This window comes from uncultured Lentibacter sp. (assembly GCF_937123735.1).
GTDB lineage: Bacteria > Pseudomonadota > Alphaproteobacteria > Rhodobacterales > Rhodobacteraceae > Lentibacter.
In genome coordinates this window covers 70,241-92,405 of record NZ_CAKZKL010000010.1, presented here as the reverse complement: position 1 = coordinate 92,405, position 22,165 = coordinate 70,241, and the positions used below count along the sequence as shown (strand labels likewise).

The window sequence follows — 22,165 nt, the reverse complement described above, 5'->3', positions numbered from 1 at the left end:
GAGAAGACCGCACCATCAGTGCGCCACTCCAGCTGCAACGCTCTCGTCAATAAAGCGCCCTTCAATGAAGCGCTCCATACCAAACTCCGCCGCAAGCGGCCCCGGCTCGCCCTTGGCAATCAGCTCCGCCGTCGCCCAGCCGCCGCCCGGAATGGCCTTGAAGCCCCCCGTGCCCCAGCCCGCGTTGATAAAGCAGTTGCCCAATGGCGTCTTGCCGATCACGGGTGAGCGGTCGCCGGTCACATCCACAATCCCGCCCCACTGGCGCAGCATCTTGAGCCGGCTCACCATCGGGAAGGTCTCCACAAGTGCCCTCACCGTCTCCTCGATATGGTGGAAAGAGCCGCGCTGCGTGTAGTTGTTAAACCCGTCCGTGCCGCCGCCAATCACCATCTCGCCCTTGTCAGACTGGCTCATATAGCCGTGCACCGTGTTGGCCATGACAACCACATCCATACAGGGCTTGATCGGCTCGCTCACCAGCGCCTGAAGCGCCACGGATTCAATCGGCAGACGAAAGCCCGCCATATTCGCCAGCGCGCCCGAGTTGCCCGCCACAACAAGCCCCAGCTTGTCACAATCAATCGCCCCCTTCGTGGTGTCCACCCCCGTGACCTTGCCGCCGCTTGAGCGCACGCCTGTCACTTCGCACTGCTGGATGATGTCCATGCCCATGTCCGAGCAGGCCCGCGCATAGCCCCAGGCCACAGCATCGTGCCGCCCCGTGCCGCCGCGCGCCTGATAGAGCCCACCCAAGACAGGGTAGCGCGGCCCGGCCAAGTTGATGATCGGCACAAGCTTCTTCACCTCTTCGGGCCCGATAAAGCGCGTCTCAACGCCTTGCAACATGTTCGCATGAGCCGTGCGCTTGTAGCCGCGCACCTCATGCTCGGTCTGCGCCAGCATGATCACCCCGCGCGGAGAGAACATCACGTTGTAATTGAGATCCTGCGACATGGTCTCATAAAGCGAGCGCGCCTTCTCATACAAAGCCGCCGAAGGGTCTTGCAGATAGTTGCTGCGAATGATCGTGGTGTTGCGCCCGGTGTTGCCGCCGCCCAGCCAGCCCTTTTCCAGAATCGCCACATTGGTGATTCCGTAGTTCTTGCCAAGGTAAAAGGCCGTGGCGAGTCCATGCCCCCCCGCGCCCACGATGATCACATCGTATTTCTTCTTGGGCGCAGGGCTGCGCCAGGCGCGCTCCCATCCCGTGTGAAAGCGGGCCGCCTCGCGCGCCACAGCAAATGCAGAATACCGTCTCATGGCCAAATCCGATCCAGTTAGGTGCTGCCCCTATGTGGCCCAATGCGCAGCCGCGTCCCCCCATTTTTCCGCCACTATCCCTCACGATTGCGACATGCGCGCCCATCCATGCGTTTTCCTCTTCCCTCAGCGCCCCCGCCTGCCTAAATGTGCCCCATGTTGTTCTGGATCATCTCGGCCGCCCTGGCCCTCCTGCTCGCCGCCCTCTTTGCGCTCGCGCTGCTGCGCAGCCGCACCGATGAAGTGCATCCCGCCACCTATGATCTGCGCATCTACCGCGACCAGCTCAAAGAAGTGGAGCGCGACCTCGCCCGCGGTGTCATCGGCGAGGCCGACGCCGAGCGCATCCGCACCGAGGTGGGCCGGCGTGTGCTCACCGCCGATGCCCAGCTGGCCACAGCCGCCCGCACCGGGGCCCAGCCTGCGCCGCTCACCCTCTTCACCGCCGCGCTGATCGGGCTGGCCCTGCTGGGCGGCGGCGGTTTCATCTACAGCCAGCTCGGTGCCAGCGGCCTCGCCGATCTGCCCCATCAAGCCCGCCTGGCCACCGCCCAAGAGCTCTACCAGAGCCGCGACAGCCAGGCCGCCTTTCTGGCCCGCCTGCCAGCCCGCCCCGAGGCCGAGCCCGACGCCGCCTATGCTGAGCTGATCACCCGCCTGCGCGCGGCTGTCGCCAGCAAACCTGACGATCTTCAAGGCCAGCAGTTCCTTGCCCAAAACGAAGCCCGCCTTGGCAATTTTGCCGCCGCCCGCGCCGCCCAAAGCACGCTCATCCGCCTCAAGGGCGCGGCGGCCACCGCCGAAGACCATGTGACGCTGGCGCAGCTCTACATCACCGAAGCACAGGGCTATGTCGCCCCCGAAGCCGAGGCCGCCCTGCGCGCCGCCCTCAGGGCCGACCGCGCCAACCCGGTCGCGCGCTATTTCCTCGGCCAGATGTGGCTGCAAAACGACCGCCCCGACCGCACCTTCGGCCTCTGGTCGCGCCTGCTTGAGGAAGGCCCCGCCGAGGCCCCCTGGATCGCCCCGATCCGCGAAGGCATCGAAGACATCGCCTGGCTCGCGGGCATCGAGTATACCGCGCCCGAGGCCGGCAGCGCCCCGCTGCGCGGCCCCACCGCAGAAGACATCGAAAACGCCGGCAGCATGACCCAACAAGAGCGCCTCGAAATGATCCGCGGCATGGTCGAAAACCTCAGCACCCGCCTGGCCACAGAAGGCGGCACGCCCGAAGAATGGTCCCGCCTGATCTCCTCGCTGGGCGCATTGGGCGACAGCTCCCGCGCCCTGGCCATCTGGCGCGAGGCGCAAGAGCGCTTTGCCAACACGCCCGATGCGCTCGAAACCGTGCGCCGCGGCGCACAGCGCGCCGGCGTCGATCAATGATCTGCGAAACCACCGAGGAGTTCCTCGCCGCCCTGCCGCCACAGGGTGCGCTCATGGGGCTCGATCTGGGCGACAAAACCATCGGCCTCGCCGTCTCCGACAGCTTCCGCAGCGCCGCCTCGCCCCTGCAAACCATACGGCGCAAGAAATTCACGCCCGACGCAACAGAGATGCTCGCCCTCGCCACAGAACGCGGCATCCAGGGGCTGGTCCTCGGCCTGCCGCGCAATATGGACGGAAGCGAAGGCGCGCGCTGCCAATCCACCCGCGCCTTTGCCCGCGCCCTCACCCGGATGACAGAGCTGCCCATCACCTATTGGGACGAACGCCTCTCCACAGTGGCCGCCGAAAAAGCGCTCTTGGAGGCGGATACGTCCCGAAAACGTCGCGCAGAGGTGATCGACCATGTCGCCGCCTCCTATATCCTTCAAGGGCTGCTCGACAGATTGGCCCATATGAAAGTGACACGCGATGACTGAAGCCAAACCCACCGTCTGGAAACGCGCCGAAATAGACAGCCCCTGCATCCAGATCTGCGTCGTGCATCCCGAAACCCGCCTCTGCACAGGCTGTGCGCGCTCGATTGATGAAATCGGGCGCTGGTCTCGCATGAGCGCCGATGAGCGCCAAAGCATCATGGCCGAGCTGCCCGCGCGCTCCGCTGCCCCCACAGGCCGCCGCGGTGGCCGCATGGCCCGCCTCACGCGCGAATAAGCTGCGCCAAGGCGAACGGCCCATGAGGCAGCACGCCGCGCTATGCCCTTTCTTATTGCCTCAAATATCCAAATCCCACATGAGCTCCAAGCGCCCCGCGCTCTTCAGGCGCCCGGTGCGCAATCTCTGCGCGCCGCACCCCTCTGTCGCCCGTAGGGTGCGCAATCTCTGCGCACCACACCCGTTTGCGGGCCTCACGCTGCGCTCTGCCTACACCCCGCGCTCTCCTGGTGCCCGGTGCGCAATCTCTGCGCACCGCACGCCGCCTTAACCCATTTCGCGACCGGAAATTAACCTTTGGGCGGTGCACGCTTTGTGCACGAGGTGTGCACGCATATCACCCCCCCGATTCGGCCTGCGCCGTCGCCGTTAACCGTGCTGTGCGGCGGGCTCACAGAGGGGTAATTTCTGGCTCACTCCGCCGCCAGCCAGCGCGCTCGGTCGGTCACTTCGGGGCGGAAATAGGCAATCATCCGCGCCGCCGTTTCCTGCCCCTGCCAAGGGGCCACACCATGCAGCGCAAAGCGGTGCGTCAGGTAGGCTTCTCCACATGAAGCTTGGACCTCAACCCGCTGACATGTTTCAAAAATCTCCGCACGCGCTGCTTGGTAGCGCGCGGTGAGGTCAATCGCAGGCCAGCGCTCGGGCGGCACGCCCTCAAAGGCCGCGCGCAGCATGGCGGCAAGCCGCAGATGGCTCCCCTCCCAGATCACCATGGGGCTGGCCGTGCTCTCGCTTAACGGAATGCCAAGGATATAGCCGTGATACTCCCCCATGCGCCTGAGCCGCTCCGGCCCCTCCGGTTTCAACCCATCCAGATGCGCCGCATCACGCTTGCGCCGGTAGCGCCCTGCCGCGGCGCTCTCGCCCTCTCTGGGGCGCGGGTATCCGGGAGAGATCACCGAAAGCTGCGCTCTGTGCAAGGGCAGCGGCCCGAAAAGGCTTTCAGCGGCCGCAAAAGCTGTGCCTGTCAGCGGCCCGCTTACGCCTGCCAGAGCGCCGCGCGCATCATTGGCCAGCGCATCCACACCCACAAACCATGTGCCCTCACATTGGTGCCAATGGGCATTCTGAGGCGCGTGAACGGCCTCCCAAGCCGGGGCGCGCACGGCCTTAACCCAGTCTGCGAGGCGGGTATCATAAGGGAATTTCACCCAGCCTTTTTCAAGGTATTCTCTCAATATCCCAATGCCTTACGCAGCATATTTAACGCCACCAGCGTAAGGAAAACCGCAAACACCCGCTTCAGCGGCTTGGGGTCCATCGCATGGGCCAGCTTCACCCCGTAAGGCGCTGTGATCAGCGTCATCGACACAATAACACCAAAGGCCACAAGGTTCACCGCACCAATGGTAAAGGGCGGTGCGCCCTCGATGCTGACAAAGAGAAATCCGATCACCGCCGGCACAGCGATGATCACCCCGAAGCCCGCCGCTGTGGCGACAGCGCGGTGAATGGGCGTGTTGAAAAGGCTCATCAGCGGCACACCAAAACTCCCCCCGCCAATGCCCATCAAAACCGAAAGAAAGCCCATCAAGGGCGAAAGCACAGCCCGCTTCACACCCTTGGGCATCTCTTGGCCCAACCGCCACGCGCTGCGCCCAAAGCCCATGTAAAGCCCGATCACAACGCCCAGACAGCCAAAGATTGCCTGCAAGGTCACCGAGCGCAGGCTCGCGGCCACCAGCATCCCCACAACCGCGCCCAAAGCGATTCCAAGCGCCCAGCCGCGCAGGATATCCCAGTCCACCGCGCCCTTCTTGTTATGGCTCAAAACAGAGCGCACCGAAGTGACCACAATGGTCGCCAGAGAGGTCGCCAGACAGACCTGCATGAGCTGCGGCCCGTCATATCCAAGTGTCTGGAAGGCATAGAAAAAAGCAGGCACAAGCACAATACCGCCACCCACGCCCAACAGCCCCGCGAGCACACCCGCAAACGCGCCAATGGCCATCAGCATCACCAGCATCTGGAGGAGCAAAGCCGTTTCAGGCATGTGATATTCCTTCTCTTCGCGCGGCCTCTGCACTCTCGCGCGCGCCGCGCACCGCGTCCAGCGCTTCTTGCACCAAGGCCACGCCCGCGCCGGGCTTATGCGCCCCCTCCGAAAGCACCCGCCGCCAGAGCCGCGCCCCCGGCTGGCCGGCAAAAAGCCCCAGCATATGCTTGCTGATCTGCCCCAGACGCCCCCCCGCGGCAACATGCTCCGCAATATACGCCAGCATCGCCTCGGCCGCCTCCACAGGGTCCGCAAGCGGGGCCTGCGCGCCAAAAATCCGCGCATCCGCCGCGCCCAGAATATCCCAGGGTTGATGGTAGCCCGCCCGGCCAATCATCACCCCGTCCATGCCCCGCGCCAGATGCGCCTCGGCCTCTTCAAGCGTGGCCACACCGCCATTGAGCGAGAGGTGCAGATGCTCAAATTGAGCTTTCATATCATAGACAAGCTCATAATCGAGCGGCGGAATATCGCGGTTCTCCTTGGGGCTCAGCCCCTGCAACCACGCCTTGCGCGCATGGATCGCAAATCGCGTCACCCCCGCGCCCGATACCCGCGCCAGAAAATCGGGCAAGACCTCCCTTGGCTCCTGATCATCCACGCCAATACGGCATTTCACCGTCACCGGCACATCCACCGCCGCAATCATCGCCGCACAGCATTCGGCCACCAAATCGGGGCTGCGCATCAAGACCGCGCCAAAGGTGCCCGACTGCACCCTGTCTGAGGGGCAGCCGACATTGAGGTTGATCTCGTCATAGCCCGCCTCGGCCCCCAATTTTGCCGCCTCGGCCAGCTCTTTCGGGTCAGAGCCGCCCAATTGCAGCGCCACAGGGTGCTCCTGCGGGCTGAACGCCAGCAAATGCAACGCCCGCCCGCGCACCAAAGCAGGCGCGGTCACCATCTCGGTGTAAAGCAAACTCTCGCGCGACATAAGCCGATGAAAAAACCGGCAATGCCTGTCCGTCCAATCCATCATCGGCGCAATCGAAAGCCGCGCCGCACCCGCGACAGGGTCCGCACCGCCCCCGGCAACGGCCCCACCATGCCTCAGCGGGCTGGCACCTTTAGGGGCTGGGGTCTGGGGCATCGGTCTCTCCTCTCATCGGCGCGCGCGCCGCCTCAGCGCAGGGGCCGCAAAGCCCGCCTTTGGGCCCTTGCGCGCCGCAGACATACTGCACAGCCGCCCCCATCGTCCAGCCCTGCCCTGCGGCTGCCATCTGGGGGCCCCAAAGAGCCATTGACGCCCCGCCGCCTGCGCGCCAAAGTCGCGGGCAATCACGTCGGCATAGCCTTCAAAAACTGGCCCCAAAAACAGGACCCCTCATGAGCACATTTGATGAAGACCTCTTTCTCAAAGGGCTGGCCCAACGCAAAGCCACCCTCGGCGCAGACTATGTCGAGAACAATCTGGCCGCCGCTGACGACTTCACCCGCCCCTTTCAGGAGGCCATGACAGCCTGGTGCTGGGGCTTTGGCTGGGGTGATGAGGTGATCGACGCCAAGACCCGCAGCATGATGAACCTCGCAATGATCGGCGCTCTGGGCAAGATGCACGAATGGGAGCTGCACTGCCGTGGCGCGCTCAACAACGGGGTCACCCAAGACGAGCTGCGCGCCATCATTCATGTGATCGGCATCTATTGTGGCGTGCCCCAGGCCCTGGAGTGCTTCCGCGCAGCCCGCAAGGTGCTGGAGGCTGCCCCCCAGCCCCCCACAGAGACGCGCCCCTAGCGAAGGCGCGCCAAACCTCGGCCACCTGCATTTTGCCAGCCTGCCCCATCCTACCTCCCAGCCTGCACCCCAGCCCACAGCGAAGATCACCCATGACCCAAGAAACACCCTGCGCCACCTCATATGACGTTATCATCATCGGCGGTGGCATCATGGGCGCGTCAACGGCCTGTTTTCTAAGCCAAAACAAAGACTTTCAGGGCAAGGTCCTGGTGGTCGAGCGCGACCCGAGCTATGAGTTTGCCTCCACGTCCCACACCAATTCCTGTATGCGCCAGCAATTTTCCACATCCCTCAACGTGAAAATCTCGCAGTTTGCCGCCGACTATGTGAAAAACCTCGGCACCTATCTCGCAGATGCCCGCGTGCCTGCGCTCTCCATCCAGAATTTCGGCTACATGTATCTCGCCGGCGATGAAAAAATGGCCCAAACCCTGCGCGCCAACCATGCGGTGCAAAAAGCGGCCGGGGCCGCCACCCGGCTTCTGAGCCGCGATGAAATCGCCGCAGATTATCCTTTTTATCAGCTTGACGACATCCTCCTTGGCTCCATCAACACCGTGGATGAAGGCTTCTTTGACGGGCAGGCCGTGTTTGATTGGCAGCGCCGTATCAGCCGCGAGGCGGGCGTTGAATATATCAAAGGCGAGGTCATCGCCCTCACCAAGAACGCCGCAGGCAACCGCATCGAAAGCGTCACGCTCGCCACGGGCGAGGTGCTCTCCTGCGGCCAGCTTGTAAACGCCACAGGCCCGCGCGCCGCGCGCACGGCCGCCATGGCTGGCATCGCACTGCCCGTGGAGCCGCGCAAACGCTTCACCTGGATGTTCTCCGCCGCCAAGCCGCTGGACCGCCCTCTCCCTCTCACCATCGACCCGACAGGGGTGCATGTGCGCGAGGTCGGCGGCGGCATCTATCAGGCGGGCGGCCATACCGAGCATGACCCCGCCGTAGAGTTTGACGACTTCACCATGGATCACAGCTTCTGGCAGGCGCACGTCTGGCCCGTCATCGCCACGCGCATTCCGCAGTTCGAGGCGATCAAGGTCACAACCGAATGGGCCGGGCATTATGCCTACAACACGCTCGATCAGAACGCCATCACAGGGCCGCATCCAGAGATCAGCAATTTTTTATTCCTCAACGGATTTTCCGGACACGGATTGCAACAGTCTCCGGCCATGGGCCGCGGCACCGCAGAATGGCTTACTTATGGGGCCTACCGCAGCCTCGATCTGTCACCCTTTCATTATGGGCGCATCCTCGCCAACCGTCCGATCCGCGAAAGCGCCGTCATCTGAACCAGCGCACGCCGCCTTAACCTGAAGTGTTGCCCAAAGCTTAACAAACCTGCGGTGCACGCTTTGTGCACGGGGGGTGCACGCATGTCACCCCCCCGGTTTGACCGCCTTGGCGCGCCGTTAACCCCACCGTGCGCCGCTCTGGGGCGCAGCGCCCGCCTTTGTGCGTCAGCCAAGCTTTGGCAAAACCTGGCCCGTGGCCCTGATCACGGCAGCGCTGCGCACCAGTGCGGCGGCCCGGGCCAGATCATCGGCCATGTAGCGGTCCTCATCCAGTGTCGCGATGCCCTTGCGCAGCTCTGAAATCACCTGCGCAAGCGCCGCGCTTGTGCGCAAAGGTGCCCTGAATTCAACGCCTTGGGCCGCACAAAGCAGCTCCACGCCCAGGATATGCTCAAGGTTGGACACCATTTGCATCAACCGGCGGGCACCATGGGCCGCCATGCTCACATGGTCTTCCTGGTTGGCCGACGTCGGAGTGCTATCGGTCACTGTCGGGTTTGCCAAGTGCTTGTTTTCACTCATCAAAGCAGCTGTCGTCACCTCAGCGATCATCAAGCCCGAGTTCAACCCCGGGGCCGGTGTGAGAAAGGGAGGCAGATCAAAACTGAGCGTCGGATCTACCATCAGCGCCACCCGCCGCTGGGCGATGGCCCCGATCTCTGACAGCGCCAACGCAATCATATCGGCGGCAAAGCCCACCGGCTCAGCGTGAAAGTTGCCTCCCGAAACAATCTCGCCGGCCCCGGTCAGAACCAGCGGGTTGTCCGTCGCCGCATTGGCTTCGGTCAGCAGGGTCTGCGCCGCCTGGCGCAACACATCCAGCGCCGCCCCCGTCACCTGCGGCTGGCAGCGGATGCAATAGGGGTCCTGCACCCGCAGATCGCCCTCTCGATGGCTCTCCCGGATCTGCGAACCCGCCAGCAGCGCCCGCATGGCCGCCGCCGCTTCTATCTGGCCAGAATGGCCCCTAAGCGCATGAATTTCCTCCATTAACGGAGCTGTTGACCCCATGATCGCATCGGTCGACAAGGCCGAAATGACCAGCGCAGATTGCGCGGCGCGCCAGCCGTCAAAGAGGCCCGCCAAAGCATAAGCGGTGCTGAATTGTGTGCCGTTGATACAGGCCAACCCCTCCTTGGGGCCAAGCACCACAGGGCGCAATCCGGCCCGCTTGAGCGCCGCTTTCGCGGGCATCAAAACCCCCTCAAAACGGGCCTGCCCGGCCCCGATCATCACCGCCGTCATATGCGCAAGCGGCGCAAGATCGCCCGACGCGCCGACCGAGCCCTGCGCCGGCACCTCAGGGATCACCCCGCGCGCCAGCATCTCCTCCAGCAGCTCCACCAGCGCCCAGCGAACCCCGGACGCCCCGCGCCCAAAAGAGATCAGCTTGAGCACCATCATCAAGCGCACAACCGCTTCCGGCACAGGCGCGCCCACGCCGCAGCAATGGCTCAAGATAAGATTGCGCTGAAGCTGCGCAGTGTCTTTTGGCGCCACCTTCACGGAGGCCAGCTTGCCAAAGCCCGTGTTCACACCATAAACCGCGTCCTGCCCCGCCGCCGCTTGCGCAATACGCGCCGCCGCCTGCGCAACAAGCGGTTCGCAGGCCCGGTCCAACTGCACCGGCCCGCCCTCGCGATAAAGCCTTTCCAGCTCATCAAGCCCAACAAACATAGGCCGTAGCACAAGCCTGCCCATAGACATCTCCCCCGTCAATCTGACGGGAGAGTTACCCAGTTCACAATAATATGTCCATACATATTACGCCAGCGACGGCAGCCACAGCACAATGGCCGGGAAGGCCACAAGCCCCGCAATCGTCAGCGCATCCGCGATGAAAAAGGGCGTGACCCCTTTGAAAACATCCTGAACGGTCAGGTCATCCCGCACGCCGGCCACCACAAAGCAGTTGAGCCCAATCGGCGGGGTGATCAGGCAGAACTCTGCCATTTTCACCACCAAAATACCAAACCAGATCGCACACATTTCGCCGGACATGCCAAAGGCGCTGTCCGCAGCGGCCACGTTTTCACCGCCATTCAAGGCCATGACAGCAGGGTAAACCACAGGCAGCGTCAGCAGCAGCATCCCGATCGCATCCATGAACATACCCAGCACAGCATAGGCCAGCAGGATACACACCAAGATTACCATGGGCGACATGGCCAGCGAGGTGATCCAATCGGAAAAGGCCCCGGGCAGATCGGCAAAACCCAAGAAGCGCACATAAATGAGCACCCCCCAGATGATCGTGAAAATCATCACCGTGAGCTTGGCAGTCTCCAGCAGGGCCGCCTTGAGCTGCGGCCAGCGCATTCCGCGGTAAAGCGCCATTAAGAAAACAATAAACGCCCCAAGCGCGCCCCCTTCTGTCGGGGTGCCCCAGGCTTTTTCGCCGAAGGGGTTGTAAACAAAGCAGATAATAATGAAAATAACCGCAAAAATCGGCATCGCAGCTGGCAAGCTCTCAAACCGCTGACGCCATGTAAACCCAGACACCGGCGGGCCCACGTTCTTGAAGACAAGCGCAATGCCGATGATGATCAAAGCATAGACAATCGCCGAGAAAGCTCCCGGAATGAACCCGGCAAGCAGCAACTTGCCCACGTCTTGCTCCACGATGATCGCATAGATCACCAGAATGGCAGAGGGCGGGATAAGGCTTGCCAATGTGCCCCCTGCGGCCACAACACCGGCTGCGAACTGCTTGTTGTAACCAATCTTCAACATCTCAGGGATGGCAATCCGCGCAAACACAGCCGCCGTCGCCACGCTGGCCCCCGACACAGCCGCAAAGCCGGCGGTCGCAAACACCGTGCTCACAGCCAGCCCCCCGGGCACCCAGGCCACCCAGCGTTTGGCCGCCTCAAAAAGCGCACGGGTGAGCCCAGCATAATAGGCCAGATAGCCAATCAGAATGAAGGTCGGAATAAGGCTCAGCTCATGGCTGGCCACCTTGGAATGGGGCACCTGCCCCGCTGTCTTTGCGGCAACCGTGATCGCCCAGCCAATGTCTTCTGGGTCAAATCCCTTCTTGGACCAGAAGATCAGAAACAACCCCACAAGCCCGGCCAGCGCGGCTGCAAACGCCACGCGCATTCCCAAGACAACGAGCACAAGAAGCCCGCTTGTGACCCAAAGGCCAATATCAATCGGCTCCATTGCGGCCTCCTTCTTCAAGTATCCGCGCTTCCGCAGCTGCAACTTCCGCAGCACTCAGCACCAGAGGCACTGCCACAGGCGCCGCATCTGCCCGCACAAAGGCGCGCCCGTAGCCGTAAATCTGGATCAGAAGCCGCAGCCCCAAAACGGCGAAGGCCACCGGCACAACCAGCTTTGCCGGCCAGATCGGCAGTCCGATGTCAATCGTCGAATCACGGCTCCAGAGCGGCACGCCAAAATCAAACGAACGCTGAAAATGTGCCCAACTGCCCCACAGCAGAAACATCATCAGCGCAAAGATCAACAAGACCGAGATCAGCTCAAACAGCCAGATCGCCCGCCCGCCGAGGCGGCTCACCAAAATATCCATCCGGATGTGTGTGCCGTCCCGTTGCGCAAAAGAGACCGCAAAGATGGCGAGCACAGGCATCAGTTGCATGATCCAGTCCACATAGCCCGACAAGGGGGCATTCAGCGCCACACGCCCGCCAACAGAGCGCACCGCCAGAAGCATGAGCGAGAAAATCGCCAAACCGGCGACAAGCGCCATCAGCCGTTCCAATTTCAACAAGCCTCTGTCAAGACGGCTCAGCCATGAGCCATCCTCCAAGACGGGTGATGCACCTGCCATGTTTTTCGCCTTTTTATGAGTGAGTTGCGGGGCACATCTTCATGTGCCCCGCAAATGCTTCGCAGCGGAAGATCAGTTGCCCATCCGGGCCTTCTCAAGCGAGCTGACCACGAGGTCATAAAGCTCTTGCGCTGGCAAACCCTGTGCTGTCATGTCGGCAATCCATTTCTCACGGATCGGATCGGCGGCCACCTTGCGGAACGCCGCAATCTCGGCTTCGCTGATCTCGACTTTCGCAACATTTTTCTCGGCGAGGATGCCGTCCCATTTTTTGAGAAGCTCACCGTAGTTTGCCAGGTAGTGGTCGATGGACTCAGGGATCGAGCTGTCAAGCGCTGCGCGTTCCTTGTCTGACAGGGCCTCATAAGCGTCGATGTTTACCACAATCGGGCAGTTGACCGTGCCGGGGTTGAGGTTGGCGGTCCACCATGTTGCTTCATTGATGGTGCCAAAGCTCAGGTGGGCGTGCTGGGCAAAGGCCACCGTATCCACGACACCGGACTGCATGGCCTGAAAGGCTTCTGCCGAGGTGACCGATGTGGGCACCGCGCCCACAGCCTTGAAGGCTTCGCCAATGCCGCCGGTTGCGCGCACGCGCATCCCCGCGAACTCGGCCAGCTCATCGCGCGGCTCGCCGGTGCCGGCGATATTATATTGCGGCATGGGTGAGGTCATGATGATCTTGGCGTTCCACTGGGCCATTTCGTCAATCACCGCCGGGTGCTCATAGACAGCGTGGCTTACCGCCACTTCCTCGGCCAGCGTGTTGACCCCCAGGAAGGGCAGCTCCAACACGGTGATTGCGCGGTTCTTGTCCCGGTGATAGCCCGCGCAGAATTGGGCCATCTCAAAAGCGCCGATCGAAATACCGTCAAGGTTTTCACGGTTCTTGGACAGGCCGCCATAGCTGATATTCATGGTGAATTCGCCGCCGGTTTTCTCGCTCACAAGCTCGGCCAGCTTCTCAACATGCTCGGTAAACGCGCGGCGCTTGCCCCAGACCGAGACATTCCATTCTGTGGCCGCAGCCTCTGTGGCAAAGCTCACCGCAACAGCGGCAGCCGCCAGTTTTGCAACTGTGTTCATTGTCGTTCTCCCTTTTTGCAGCTCTGTCGGTTGTGGCTGCCCACCCAGACGCTAGCGGTAACATCACAAGATGCCAAGCCCTGCCCATTTGGAACGTTCCGTTTTTCTTGCGCTTCCCCTTTGGCGGATCAGCACCTATAAATGCGCTCAGTGACATCGGCGCCAGGCGCCAGAGCTTTAACGAGACTTCAAGAGGTAAGCGCCATGGCTCATATTATCGTTGTCGGCAACGAAAAAGGCGGCGCGGGGAAATCCACCGTGTCCATGCACATCGCAACCGCTTTGGCGCGCCTCGGCCACAAAACAGCCGTGCTGGATCTGGATTTGCGTCAGAAAACCATTGGCCGCTACCTTGAAAACCGGGTCAGTTTTTGCCGCAAGGCCGGGCTTGATCTGCCAACCCCCGAATATCACGAATTGCCCGAGATCGACAAATCCGCGCTTCAGCCGGGTGAAAACATCTATGATCACCGCTTGTCGGCGGCTGTTGCGGCACTGGAGCCTGACAACGACTTTATCCTGATCGACTGCCCCGGCAGCCACACGCGGCTCAGCCAGGTGGCCCACAGCCTCGCCGACACGCTGGTCACGCCCCTCAACGACAGCTTCATTGATTTTGACCTGCTGGCGCAGATTGATGCCGATGGCGAGAAAATCCTTGCGCCCTCGGTCTATTCCGAGATGGTCTGGTCAGCCCGCCAGCTGCGCGCCCAAGCGGGGCTAAAGCCGATTGACTGGATCGTGATGCGCAACCGCCTTGGCGCGCAACGCATGGTCAACAAAGAAAAGATGGAGCGCGCGGTTGACAAGCTGGCGGCGCGGATCGGCTTTCGCGTCGCTCCGGGCTTCAACGAGCGGGTGATTTTCAGGGAATTGTTCCCGCGCGGGCTCACCCTGCTTGATCTGCGAGACGTGGGCGTGCAAAAGCTCAACATCTCCAACATTGCCGCGCGTCAGGAGCTGCGGGAGATGATGAAATCCCTCAGGCTGCCCGGCGTCAGCATTGACTTCTAAGGACTTGATCCACTGGATATTTTTCTGATTTGCCCTCCGGGGCTTGAAAAAGCACTTGCCGCCGAGGCACAGGCGCACGGCTTTCAGCCTGCACGCCCTGTCAACGGCGGCGTCGACATCACCGGTGGCTGGCCCGAGGTCTGGCGCGCCAACCTTTTGTTGCGCGGCGCTGTGCGCGTGCTCGTGCGCATCGGGTCTTTCCGCGCCTTTCACCTCGCCCAGCTCGACAAGCGCGCGCGCAAGTTCCCCTGGGCCGAGTTCCTGCGCCCCGATGTGCCTCTGCGCGTCGAGGTCACCACCAACAAACGCTCCAAAATCTACCACGCAGGCGCCGCCGCCCAGCGCATCGAAACCGCCATCAAAGAATCCCTCGGCGCGCCCATAAGCGCTGAGGCCGCCCTCACCCTCAAGGCGCGGATTGACGATAACCTCGTCACCTTCAGCCTCGACAGCTCGGGCGAAAGCCTGCACAAGCGCGGCTTCAAAGAGGCGGTCAACAAAGCCCCCATGCGTGAAACGCTCGCCGCCCTCTTCCTGCGCGAGGCGGGCTATACCGGGTCCGAGCCCGTGCTCGACCCCATGTGCGGCTCTGGCACCTTTCCCATAGAGGCCGCCGAAATCGCCATGGGCCTCGCCCCGGGGCGCGCGCGCAGCTTCGCCTTTGAAACCCTCGCCAGCTTTGACCCTGAAGCCTGGCAAGCCCTGCGCGATGCCGTCACACCCAAAGAGACAGAACAGCACTTCTACGGCTCTGACCGTGACCAAGGCGCCATCACCATGAGCACCCGCAATGCCGAGGCGGCGGGCGTCGCAGCCCATACCACCTTCACCTGCACATCCATTTCAGATCTGAAGCGCCCCGATGGCCCCGCGGGCCTCGTGATCATCAACCCGCCCTACGGCGGGCGCATCGGAAACAAAAAGCCGCTCTTTGCGCTCCACGCCGCTCTGGGCACAAAGCTCAAGGCCGAGTTCAAAGGCTGGCGCGTGGCCATCATCACGACAGAGGCCTCCCTTGCCAAAGCCACAGGGCTTACCCTCTCTGCTGGCCCCTATGTGCCCCACGGCGGGCTCAAGGTGCGCCTTTACCAGTCGGGGCCGCTCTAGGCCGCCGGCGCATCAGCACCACAAGGTTTGACAGCGCCAGCGCCCCGATCACAATCGTGCCGCCCACAAGCGCGTAGCCCCCCGGATCCTCGCCCAAGGCAAACCACACAAGCAAGGGCGCAAGCACCGACTCCAGCAAAATCAGCAGCGCTACCTCCGCAGAAGGAATATAGCGCGGCCCCAGCGCCAGCCCGACAGAGCTGATCGCAATGAACAGCCCGTGCAGCGCCACAAGATAAAATTGGTCCACCCCGAGCTGGAGAGGCTGCACAAAGGGCAAAAGGCAAAGCGCCGAGAGCAAATAGGCCACCGGCAACATCGGCACCATCGAAACAGAGCGCACCCGCCGCGCAGCTGTGAGCGCGACAGCAAAGACAAACGATACGCAGACAGCCATCAAATCACCTGTCAGGCTCGCGCCATGGGTCTCCCCGGAGCCATAGGTGATGATGCCAAGGCCCACAAACACCGCCAGCATGGTCAACATCATGCGCAGGCTCATCCGCTCCCCCATCACAAGAAAGCTCAGAATCGCGGCAAAAACCGGCATGGAAGCGATGATGAAAACGACATTCGCCACGCTCGTGTGGCTCACAGCAAGGGTAAACAAGATGCCCGTGCCACTCATCGCCACAAGGTAAACATAGGCGTAAGGCCCGCCCCTCAGCGCCGCCCCCACCGAGCGCGCACCAGAGCTGAGCAGCACATAGGCCAGCACGATAAGCCCCGTGCCCAGCCCGCGCCAGAAGGATATCTCCAAAGGCGGCACATCAATCAGGCGGATAAACAGGCTGTCCGGCACAACAAACAACACGCCCATCAAGGTGATGAGCAGCCCTTTCATTTGGTCACTCATAGCTTGGCCAAATGGGTCAACAGCTTGCGCAAAACTGCCACCTCCTCTTGGCTGAAAGCCTCGGCCAATTGTGCATCATAATCCATCGCCACGGCGCGCAGCTCGTCATAGGCTTTGCGCCCCGCAGGTGTCAGCTCCAGATACTCCAGCCGGCGGTCATCGGCGCCCCGCTCGCGGGTGAGAAAGCGCCGCGCCTCCAGACGCGCCACTGCCCGGCTGATCTTGGTCTTGTGCATCTTGGAGCGCTCGCAAATCTCCTTGGCGGTCATGCGGCCATAAATCCCGAGGTGAAACAGCACCCGCCACTCGGTGCGCAGCATCCCGTAGCGGTCTTTGTAAATATTCTGAAACGCAAGGCTGCTTTCCTCTGCTGCTTGGTTCAGCAGGTAAGGTAGAAAATTCTGCAGCTCAAAGTCATCTTTTTTTGTCATCGTCGCCCCTCCCTCCATTGTTAGTTACAAAATCAACTGTTAATCACGCAACCAAATTCGACTGGAGACGCGCGATGAACAAACAAACCTCCCCCAAAGGCTTCACAATAGCCCCCTCCGAAAGCGGCACACATGCGGGTTACATGCCCGGATTCGGCAATGATTTCGAAACCGAGGCGCTGCCGGGCGCTCTGCCCCAAGGCATGAACTCACCGCAGAAATGCAACTATGGCCTTTACGGCGAGCAGCTCTCCGGCACGGCCTTCACAGCGCCCAGCCACCAGAACGAGCGCACATGGTGCTACCGCATCCGCCCCTCGGTAAAACACTCCCACCGCTACGAAAAAATTGATCTGCCCTATTGGAAGTCCGCCCCCAATGTTGACCCCGATGTGACAAGCCTCGGCCAATATCGCTGGGATCCTGTGCCGCATTCCGATCAGGCGCTGACATGGCTCACAGGGATGCGCACCATGACAACAGCAGGCGATGTCAACACACAGGTCGGCATGGCGAGCCATATCTATCTCGTCACCGAGAGCATGGTCGACGCCTATTTCTACTCGGCTGATTCCGAGCTTCTGATCGTGCCCCAAGAAGGCCGCCTCAGATTCGCCACCGAGCTGGGCATCATTGATCTCGCCCCGCAGGAAATCGCGATCATCCCGCGTGGCCTGCTGTACCGCGTCGAAGTGCTGCAAGGCCCCGCGCGCGGCTTTGTGTGCGAAAACTACGGCCAGAAGTTCGAGCTGCCCGGCCGTGGCCCCATCGGGGCCAACTGCATGGCCAACCGCCGCGACTTCAAAACACCCGTGGCCGCCTTTGAAGACCGCGACGCGCCTTCAACGGTGACAATCAAATGGTGCGGCCAGTTTCACGAAACCAAGATCGGCCACAGCCCTCTTGATGTGGTCGCATGGCACGGCAACTACGCGCCCGTGAAATACGATCTCACCACATATTGCCCCGTCGGCTCGATCCTGTTTGATCACCCCGACCCCAGCATTTTCACCGTGCTCACCGCCCCCTCGGGGCAAGCGGGCACAGCCAATATCGACTTTGTCTTGTTCCGCGAGCGCTGGATGGTCGCCGAAGATACCTTCCGCCCGCCCTGGTATCACAAGAACATCATGTCCGAGCTGATGGGCAACATCTACGGCCAGTATGACGCCAAGCCAAAAGGCTTCATCCCCGGCGGCATGAGCCTGCACAATATGATGCTGCCCCACGGCCCTGACAAAAACGCCTTTGAAGGCGCGTCCAATGCGGAGCTGAAGGCCGAAAAGCTCGACAACACCATGAGCTTCATGTTCGAAACCCGCTTCCCCCAGCACCTCACGCGCTTTGCCGCCAAAGAGGCCCCGCTGCAGGACGATTACATTGACTGCTGGAGCGACATCGAAAAGAAATTTGACGGCACACCCGGCAAGAAATGACAGGAGCGGTGCGCAATGAATGCGCACCCTACACACACCCCGTAGGGTGCGCATTCATTGCGCACCACCATCAAAGGACAAAGACATGACACTTCTCAAATCATGGGTCGCCTCGGCCAATACGCCCGATGCCCCCTTCCCGCTCAACAACCTGCCTTACGGCGTCTTCTCCACAGCCGAGCGTGACCCGCGCTGCGGCGTCGCCATCGGCGATAAGATCCTCGACATGGCCATGGCCGAGGAAGCGGGCCTGATTTCCCTCACAGAAACACCGCTCTTTGATGTGCCCTTCTGGAACGAGGTGATGGAAGAAGGCCCCGAGCTCTGGGCCGCCCTGCGCGCGCGGCTCACCGAACTTCTGGCAGAGGAATCAGCCGACAAGGCCGAACTTGAGGCCATGCTCGTGCCCCAAGCCGAGGCCGAGATGCACCTGCCCTTCCTTGTGAGCGAGTTCACCGATTTCTACGCCTCCAAAAACCATGCCACCAATGTCGGCACCATGTTTCGTGGGCCAGAAAACGCCCTGCCTCCCAACTGGCTGCACATCCCCATCGGCTACAACGGCCGCGCCTCTTCCGTGGTCGTGTCCGGCACCGATATCCGCCGCCCCTGGGGCCAGCTCAAGGGGCCAAATGATGACGCCCCCCGCTGGGCGCCCTCCGCGCGCTTTGATCTGGAGCTTGAGATGGGCGCCATCGTCGGAACCGCCTCCGACGGCCCCGTCACAGTGGCCGAGGCCGACGCCATGATCTTCGGCTACGTGCTGCTCAACGACTGGTCCGCACGCGACATTCAGGCTTGGGAGTACCAGCCCCTCGGCCCGTTTCAGGCCAAGGCGACCGCCACAAGCATCAGCCCGTGGATTGTCACCAAAGCCGCGCTGGAGCCCTTCCGCACAGACACGCCCGCGCGCGAAAAAGAGCTGCTGCCACACCTCAAAGACTGCGGCCCGATGCTTTATGACATCGACCTTGAAGTCACCCTCGCCCCCGAGGGCAAAGAAGCCAGCACCATCGCGCGCACCAACTACAAGGAAATGTATTATTCCTCCGCGCAACAGCTCGCCCATCACACCACATCCGGCTGCCCGATGAACCCGGGCGATCTCTTGGGCTCAGGCACCATCTCCGGCCCCGAGAAGCACCAACGCGGCGCACTTCTGGAGCTCAGCTGGGGCGGCAAGGAGCCGATCACGCTTGAGACAGGCGAAACCCGCAGCTTTCTTGAGGATGGAGACACGCTCACCCTGCACGGCGCAGCCAAGGGCGCGGGCTACACCATCGGCTTTGGGGCCTGCTCAGGCACGCTTCTGCCGGCCCTAACCGATCCTTACAAACGCTAAACCAGACCGTAGGGTGCGCATTCACTGCGCACCAAACCGAACCGAAAAAGGACTGACCCAATGGCAAAAGCATTCGCATCTCAAGGCGACATGAGCGAAAAGAAAATCACCTTCGAGGAAGTCGGCGAGGGCCTCTGGGCCTTCACCGCCGAGGGCGACCCGAACTCAGGCGTGATCATCGGCGACGAAAGCGTGATGATCGTCGAGGCGCAGGCCACCCCCCGCCTCGCGGGCAAGGTGATCGAAAAGGTCCGCTCCGTCACCGACAAGCCCATCAGCCATCTCGTGCTGACGCACTATCACGCCGTCCGCGTGCTGGGCGCCTCCGCCTATGGGGCTGAACAGGTGATCATGTCCGATGTGGCCCGCTCCATGGTGGTTGAGCGCGGTCAGGAGGACTGGGACAGCGAGTTCCAGCGCTTCCCCCGCCTCTTTGAAGGCCACGAGAGCATCCCCGGCCTCACCTATCCGACAACAACCTTTTCCGACAGCATGACAGTCTACCTCGGCAACCGCCGTGTGGACATCATGCACCTGGGGCGTGCCCATACGGCAGGCGACGCCGTGGTGCATGTGCCAGATCAGAACGTCATGTTCACAGGTGACATCGTGGAATATCACTCCGCCTGCTACTGCGGCGATGGCCACTTCTCTGACTGGGGCAATACGCTCGACAATATCGCCTGGTTTGATGTGGACGCCATCGCGCCGGGCCGAGGTGATGCGCTGGTGGGCAAGGAAATGGTCAACGCCGCCATCGAAAACACCCGCGACTTCGTGGAAAGCACCTACCGCCCCGTGGCCAAGGTGGCCGCGCGCGGCGGCTCGCTCAAAGAAGCCTGGGACGCCTGCCGCGCAGAATGTGACCCCAAGTTCGCCGACTATGCGATCTATGAGCACTGCCTGCCCTTCAACGTGGCCCGCGCCTATGACGAAGCCCGCGGCCTCGACCACCCGCGCATCTGGACCGACAAGCGCGACATCGAAATGTGGGAGCAGCTGCAAAGCTGATCCCGACCCAAAACACGCGCCCATGTCACAGGAGGAGACTGACATGTTTGATGACCGTTACACACTCGCCTACCGCCTCTACCCCTACGCGCGCCATGCCGATCAGGATAAGGATACACCTGTGCGCCACCCCGTCGTGGTCATGGGCGGTGGCCCTGTCGGGGTCGCCACCGCGCTTGATCTGGGTGCGCAAGGCATCCCCTGCGTGGTGCTTGATGACCACGAAGGCGTCGGCATGGGCAGCCGCGCGATCTGTTTTGCCAAGCGCACATTGGAAATCGCCAACCGCTACGGTGCCGGCAAGCCGATGGTTGAAAAAGGCGTGGTCTGGAACCTCGGAAAAGTCTTTCACAAAGACGATAAGGTGTTTGAATTCAACCTCTTGCCTGAAGAGGGTCACGAGTTCCCCGCCTTCATCAACCTCCAGCAGCCCTATTTCGAAAGCTTCATGATCGAGCGGCTGTATGAGATGCAAAAACAAGGCGCACCCGTGGAAATTCGCGGCAAGAACCGCGTCGACAGCGTCACCGTCAAGGATGACCACGTCGTCCTTGAGGTGATGACCCCCGATGGCCCCTACACCATGGAAGCCGACTGGCTCATCGGCTGTGATGGCGCAAATTCGCCCCTGCGCACGATGCTCGGCCATGACTTCACCGGCAAAGTCTTCAAAGACAGCTTCCTCATCGCTGACATCAAGATGATCAACGACGATTTCCCGACAGAACGCTGGTTCTGGTTTGAGCCAACCAGCAGCTCGGGGGCCTCGATCCTCTTGCACCGCCAGCCAGACAATGTCTGGCGGGTTGATTTCCAGATCGGTTGGGACGTGGACCGCAAGGAAGAAATGAAAGAAGAGAATATCCGCAAACGCCTTGATGCCTTCCTTGGCGAGGACGTGGACTACGAGATGGTCTGGTCCTCTATCTACACGTTCCAATGCAAACGCATGGAGAAATTCCGCCACGGCCCGGTGATCTTCGCAGGCGATGCCGCGCATCAGGTCTCGCCCTTTGGCGCGCGCGGGGCCAACTCGGGCATGCAGGACATTGACAACCTCGGCTGGAAACTCGGCCTTGTGATCAACGGCCAAGCCCCCGAAAGCCTGCTGGACAGCTACAATACCGAGCGCGTCCACGGGGCCGACGAGAACATCCTCAACTCCACCCGCGCGACCGACTTCATCACGCCAAAAAGCGAAACCAGCCATATCTTCCGCAACGCGGTGCTGGAGCTGTCAGAGCATTATGAATTTGCCCGCCCGCTGGTCAATTCGGGCCGCCTCTCGCTGCCCTGCGTTTACGATGGCTCACCGCTCAACTCCGCCGATGGCCTGCCCCACGGCCCCGAGCGCACACGCCCGGGCGCACCCTGCCCCGATGCGCCCTGCCCCGATGCAACCCCGGGCGAGGGCTTCCTTCTGCCCAAACTGGGCGGGACCTTCACGCTGCTCACCCTCAACGCAGAGGCCCCCGAGGGCTTTGAAGAAAGCGGCGTTGCCGTGACACGGCTCGCGCTCAATACGGCAGATGACAAAACCGGCGCACTGGCCGCGCGCTACCTTGGCGAGGCCAAATCGGCCGTCTATCTCATCCGCCCCGACCAACATGTGGCCGCGCGCCGCGAGAACTTTGATGAAAACCTCTTCCGCGCCGCCCTGCGCCGCGCGACAGGCAAGGAGTGAGC

The 22,165-nt window shown here is 61.9% G+C and carries 21 protein-coding genes; 11 read left to right on the top strand and 10 right to left on the bottom strand.

Annotation, left to right across the window (positions count from 1 at the left end):
- Nucleotides 1-15: 15 nt before the first annotated feature.
- Nucleotides 16-1,263, bottom strand: a complete 1,248-nt coding sequence (locus Q0478_RS02465; RefSeq protein WP_298675876.1) for a sarcosine oxidase subunit beta family protein — start codon at nt 1,261-1,263, stop codon at nt 16-18.
- A gap of 156 nt (nt 1,264-1,419) precedes the next feature.
- On the opposite strand from Q0478_RS02465, the gene ccmI reads away from it, so the two are divergent.
- Genes ccmI through Q0478_RS02450 form a run of 3 tightly spaced genes read left to right on the top strand, consistent with a single transcriptional unit; the run spans nt 1,420 to nt 3,363 of the window.
- A complete protein-coding gene (ccmI, locus tag Q0478_RS02460) occupies nt 1,420-2,649 on the top strand; it encodes a c-type cytochrome biogenesis protein CcmI (RefSeq protein ID WP_298675874.1) in 1,230 nt (409 codons plus the stop codon).
- Nucleotides 2,646-3,128 carry a Holliday junction resolvase RuvX gene (gene ruvX, locus Q0478_RS02455; RefSeq protein ID WP_298675872.1) on the top strand — a complete coding sequence of 161 codons (483 nt, stop codon included), beginning with the start codon at nt 2,646-2,648 and terminating at the stop codon, nt 3,126-3,128. The genes ccmI and ruvX overlap by 4 nt, the downstream gene beginning before the upstream one ends.
- A complete protein-coding gene (locus Q0478_RS02450; RefSeq protein WP_298675870.1) occupies nt 3,121-3,363 on the top strand; it encodes a DUF1289 domain-containing protein in 243 nt (80 codons plus the stop codon). The genes ruvX and Q0478_RS02450 overlap by 8 nt, the downstream gene beginning before the upstream one ends.
- A gap of 413 nt (nt 3,364-3,776) precedes the next feature.
- On the opposite strand, the gene Q0478_RS02445 is transcribed toward Q0478_RS02450, so the two are convergent.
- From Q0478_RS02445 to dusA, 3 genes are read right to left on the bottom strand one after another with little or no spacing between them, the layout of a single operon-like run.
- Complete coding sequence (locus Q0478_RS02445; protein WP_366914884.1) at nt 3,777-4,544, bottom strand: hypothetical protein; 768 nt, start codon at nt 4,542-4,544, stop codon at nt 3,777-3,779.
- Complete coding sequence (locus Q0478_RS02440; protein WP_298675868.1) at nt 4,541-5,359, bottom strand: sulfite exporter TauE/SafE family protein; 819 nt, start codon at nt 5,357-5,359, stop codon at nt 4,541-4,543. Before Q0478_RS02440 ends, Q0478_RS02445 begins: the two co-directional genes overlap by 4 nt.
- Entirely contained in the window at nt 5,352-6,452 is a 1,101-nt protein-coding gene (gene dusA, locus Q0478_RS02435) for a tRNA dihydrouridine(20/20a) synthase DusA (protein WP_298675866.1), read from the bottom strand. The genes Q0478_RS02440 and dusA overlap by 8 nt, the downstream gene beginning before the upstream one ends.
- Nucleotides 6,453-6,688: 236 nt before the next feature.
- On the opposite strand from dusA, the gene Q0478_RS02430 reads away from it, so the two are divergent.
- Together Q0478_RS02430 and Q0478_RS02425 are read left to right on the top strand one after the other, a co-directional pair.
- On the top strand, nt 6,689-7,096 hold the full coding sequence (locus tag Q0478_RS02430; RefSeq protein ID WP_298675864.1) for a carboxymuconolactone decarboxylase family protein: 408 nt from the start codon (nt 6,689-6,691) through the stop codon (nt 7,094-7,096).
- 92 nt (nt 7,097-7,188) lie between these two features.
- A complete protein-coding gene (locus tag Q0478_RS02425) occupies nt 7,189-8,397 on the top strand; it encodes an FAD-binding oxidoreductase (protein WP_298675862.1) in 1,209 nt (402 codons plus the stop codon).
- A 168-nt stretch (nt 8,398-8,565) separates the two neighbouring features.
- Here Q0478_RS02425 and hutH read toward each other — a convergent pair whose 3' ends face one another.
- The 4 genes from hutH to dctP all read right to left on the bottom strand — a co-directional run bounded on the left by hutH (nt 8,566) and on the right by dctP (nt 13,282).
- Nucleotides 8,566-10,101 (bottom strand): histidine ammonia-lyase, encoded by a 1,536-nt coding sequence (gene hutH / locus Q0478_RS02420; RefSeq protein WP_298675861.1) that lies wholly within the window; start codon nt 10,099-10,101, stop codon nt 8,566-8,568.
- A 63-nt stretch (nt 10,102-10,164) separates the two neighbouring features.
- Nucleotides 10,165-11,565, bottom strand: a complete 1,401-nt coding sequence (locus Q0478_RS02415; protein WP_298675859.1) for a TRAP transporter large permease — start codon at nt 11,563-11,565, stop codon at nt 10,165-10,167.
- A complete protein-coding gene (locus tag Q0478_RS02410) occupies nt 11,552-12,196 on the bottom strand; it encodes a TRAP transporter small permease subunit (RefSeq protein WP_298675857.1) in 645 nt (214 codons plus the stop codon). The genes Q0478_RS02415 and Q0478_RS02410 overlap by 14 nt, the downstream gene beginning before the upstream one ends.
- Before the next feature lie 72 nt (nt 12,197-12,268).
- Entirely contained in the window at nt 12,269-13,282 is a 1,014-nt protein-coding gene (dctP, locus tag Q0478_RS02405; protein ID WP_298675855.1) for a TRAP transporter substrate-binding protein DctP, read from the bottom strand.
- A gap of 204 nt (nt 13,283-13,486) precedes the next feature.
- Between dctP and Q0478_RS02400 the strand changes: the two genes are divergently transcribed.
- Together Q0478_RS02400 and Q0478_RS02395 are read left to right on the top strand one after the other, a co-directional pair.
- Complete coding sequence (locus tag Q0478_RS02400) at nt 13,487-14,296, top strand: division plane positioning ATPase MipZ (RefSeq protein ID WP_298675853.1); 810 nt, start codon at nt 13,487-13,489, stop codon at nt 14,294-14,296.
- Between the two features lie 12 nt (nt 14,297-14,308).
- Nucleotides 14,309-15,403 (top strand): class I SAM-dependent RNA methyltransferase, encoded by a 1,095-nt coding sequence (locus tag Q0478_RS02395; RefSeq protein ID WP_298676139.1) that lies wholly within the window; start codon nt 14,309-14,311, stop codon nt 15,401-15,403.
- Here the strand turns inward: Q0478_RS02395 and Q0478_RS02390 are convergent.
- Nucleotides 15,369-16,259 carry a DMT family transporter gene (locus tag Q0478_RS02390; protein WP_298675851.1) on the bottom strand — a complete coding sequence of 297 codons (891 nt, stop codon included), beginning with the start codon at nt 16,257-16,259 and terminating at the stop codon, nt 15,369-15,371. The two genes, Q0478_RS02395 and Q0478_RS02390, sit on opposite strands and share 35 nt — an antisense overlap.
- Nucleotides 16,256-16,690 (bottom strand): MarR family transcriptional regulator, encoded by a 435-nt coding sequence (locus tag Q0478_RS02385; protein ID WP_298675849.1) that lies wholly within the window; start codon nt 16,688-16,690, stop codon nt 16,256-16,258. The genes Q0478_RS02390 and Q0478_RS02385 overlap by 4 nt, the downstream gene beginning before the upstream one ends.
- Before the next feature lie 74 nt (nt 16,691-16,764).
- Here Q0478_RS02385 and hmgA point away from each other — a divergent pair, with 74 nt between their 5' ends.
- The 4 genes from hmgA (at nt 16,765) to Q0478_RS02365 (ending at nt 22,163) form a co-directional block, all read left to right on the top strand.
- Nucleotides 16,765-18,126 carry a homogentisate 1,2-dioxygenase gene (hmgA, locus tag Q0478_RS02380; protein WP_298675848.1) on the top strand — a complete coding sequence of 454 codons (1,362 nt, stop codon included), beginning with the start codon at nt 16,765-16,767 and terminating at the stop codon, nt 18,124-18,126.
- 85 nt (nt 18,127-18,211) lie between these two features.
- The gene (fahA, locus tag Q0478_RS02375; RefSeq protein ID WP_298675847.1) at nt 18,212-19,468 is read left to right on the top strand and encodes a fumarylacetoacetase; all 1,257 of its coding nucleotides are present in this window, start codon (nt 18,212-18,214) and stop codon (nt 19,466-19,468) included.
- A gap of 60 nt (nt 19,469-19,528) precedes the next feature.
- Nucleotides 19,529-20,479, top strand: a complete 951-nt coding sequence (locus Q0478_RS02370; RefSeq protein WP_298675846.1) for an MBL fold metallo-hydrolase — start codon at nt 19,529-19,531, stop codon at nt 20,477-20,479.
- A gap of 43 nt (nt 20,480-20,522) precedes the next feature.
- Nucleotides 20,523-22,163, top strand: a complete 1,641-nt coding sequence (locus Q0478_RS02365; RefSeq protein ID WP_298675844.1) for an FAD-dependent oxidoreductase — start codon at nt 20,523-20,525, stop codon at nt 22,161-22,163.
- Nucleotides 22,164-22,165 lie beyond the last annotated feature (2 nt).

Bases quoted from the DNA above. Each gene is read 5' to 3' on its own strand.
- Q0478_RS02465 (WP_298675876.1), bottom strand. From the start codon at position 1,263: ATGAGACGGTATTCTGCATTTGCTGTGGCGCGCGAGGCGGCCCGCTTT.
- ccmI (WP_298675874.1), top strand. From the start codon at position 1,420: ATGTTGTTCTGGATCATCTCGGCCGCCCTGGCCCTCCTGCTCGCCGCC.
- ruvX (WP_298675872.1), top strand. From the start codon at position 2,646: ATGATCTGCGAAACCACCGAGGAGTTCCTCGCCGCCCTGCCGCCACAG.
- Q0478_RS02450 (WP_298675870.1), top strand. From the start codon at position 3,121: ATGACTGAAGCCAAACCCACCGTCTGGAAACGCGCCGAAATAGACAGC.
- Q0478_RS02440 (WP_298675868.1), bottom strand. From the start codon at position 5,359: ATGCCTGAAACGGCTTTGCTCCTCCAGATGCTGGTGATGCTGATGGCC.
- dusA (WP_298675866.1), bottom strand. From the start codon at position 6,452: ATGCCCCAGACCCCAGCCCCTAAAGGTGCCAGCCCGCTGAGGCATGGT.
- Q0478_RS02430 (WP_298675864.1), top strand. From the start codon at position 6,689: ATGAGCACATTTGATGAAGACCTCTTTCTCAAAGGGCTGGCCCAACGC.
- Q0478_RS02425 (WP_298675862.1), top strand. From the start codon at position 7,189: ATGACCCAAGAAACACCCTGCGCCACCTCATATGACGTTATCATCATC.
- hutH (WP_298675861.1), bottom strand. From the start codon at position 10,101: ATGGGCAGGCTTGTGCTACGGCCTATGTTTGTTGGGCTTGATGAGCTG.
- Q0478_RS02415 (WP_298675859.1), bottom strand. From the start codon at position 11,565: ATGGAGCCGATTGATATTGGCCTTTGGGTCACAAGCGGGCTTCTTGTG.
- Q0478_RS02410 (WP_298675857.1), bottom strand. From the start codon at position 12,196: ATGGCAGGTGCATCACCCGTCTTGGAGGATGGCTCATGGCTGAGCCGT.
- dctP (WP_298675855.1), bottom strand. From the start codon at position 13,282: ATGAACACAGTTGCAAAACTGGCGGCTGCCGCTGTTGCGGTGAGCTTT.
- Q0478_RS02400 (WP_298675853.1), top strand. From the start codon at position 13,487: ATGGCTCATATTATCGTTGTCGGCAACGAAAAAGGCGGCGCGGGGAAA.
- Q0478_RS02390 (WP_298675851.1), bottom strand. From the start codon at position 16,259: ATGAGTGACCAAATGAAAGGGCTGCTCATCACCTTGATGGGCGTGTTG.
- Q0478_RS02385 (WP_298675849.1), bottom strand. From the start codon at position 16,690: ATGACAAAAAAAGATGACTTTGAGCTGCAGAATTTTCTACCTTACCTG.
- hmgA (WP_298675848.1), top strand. From the start codon at position 16,765: ATGAACAAACAAACCTCCCCCAAAGGCTTCACAATAGCCCCCTCCGAA.
- fahA (WP_298675847.1), top strand. From the start codon at position 18,212: ATGACACTTCTCAAATCATGGGTCGCCTCGGCCAATACGCCCGATGCC.
- Q0478_RS02370 (WP_298675846.1), top strand. From the start codon at position 19,529: ATGGCAAAAGCATTCGCATCTCAAGGCGACATGAGCGAAAAGAAAATC.
- Q0478_RS02365 (WP_298675844.1), top strand. From the start codon at position 20,523: ATGTTTGATGACCGTTACACACTCGCCTACCGCCTCTACCCCTACGCG.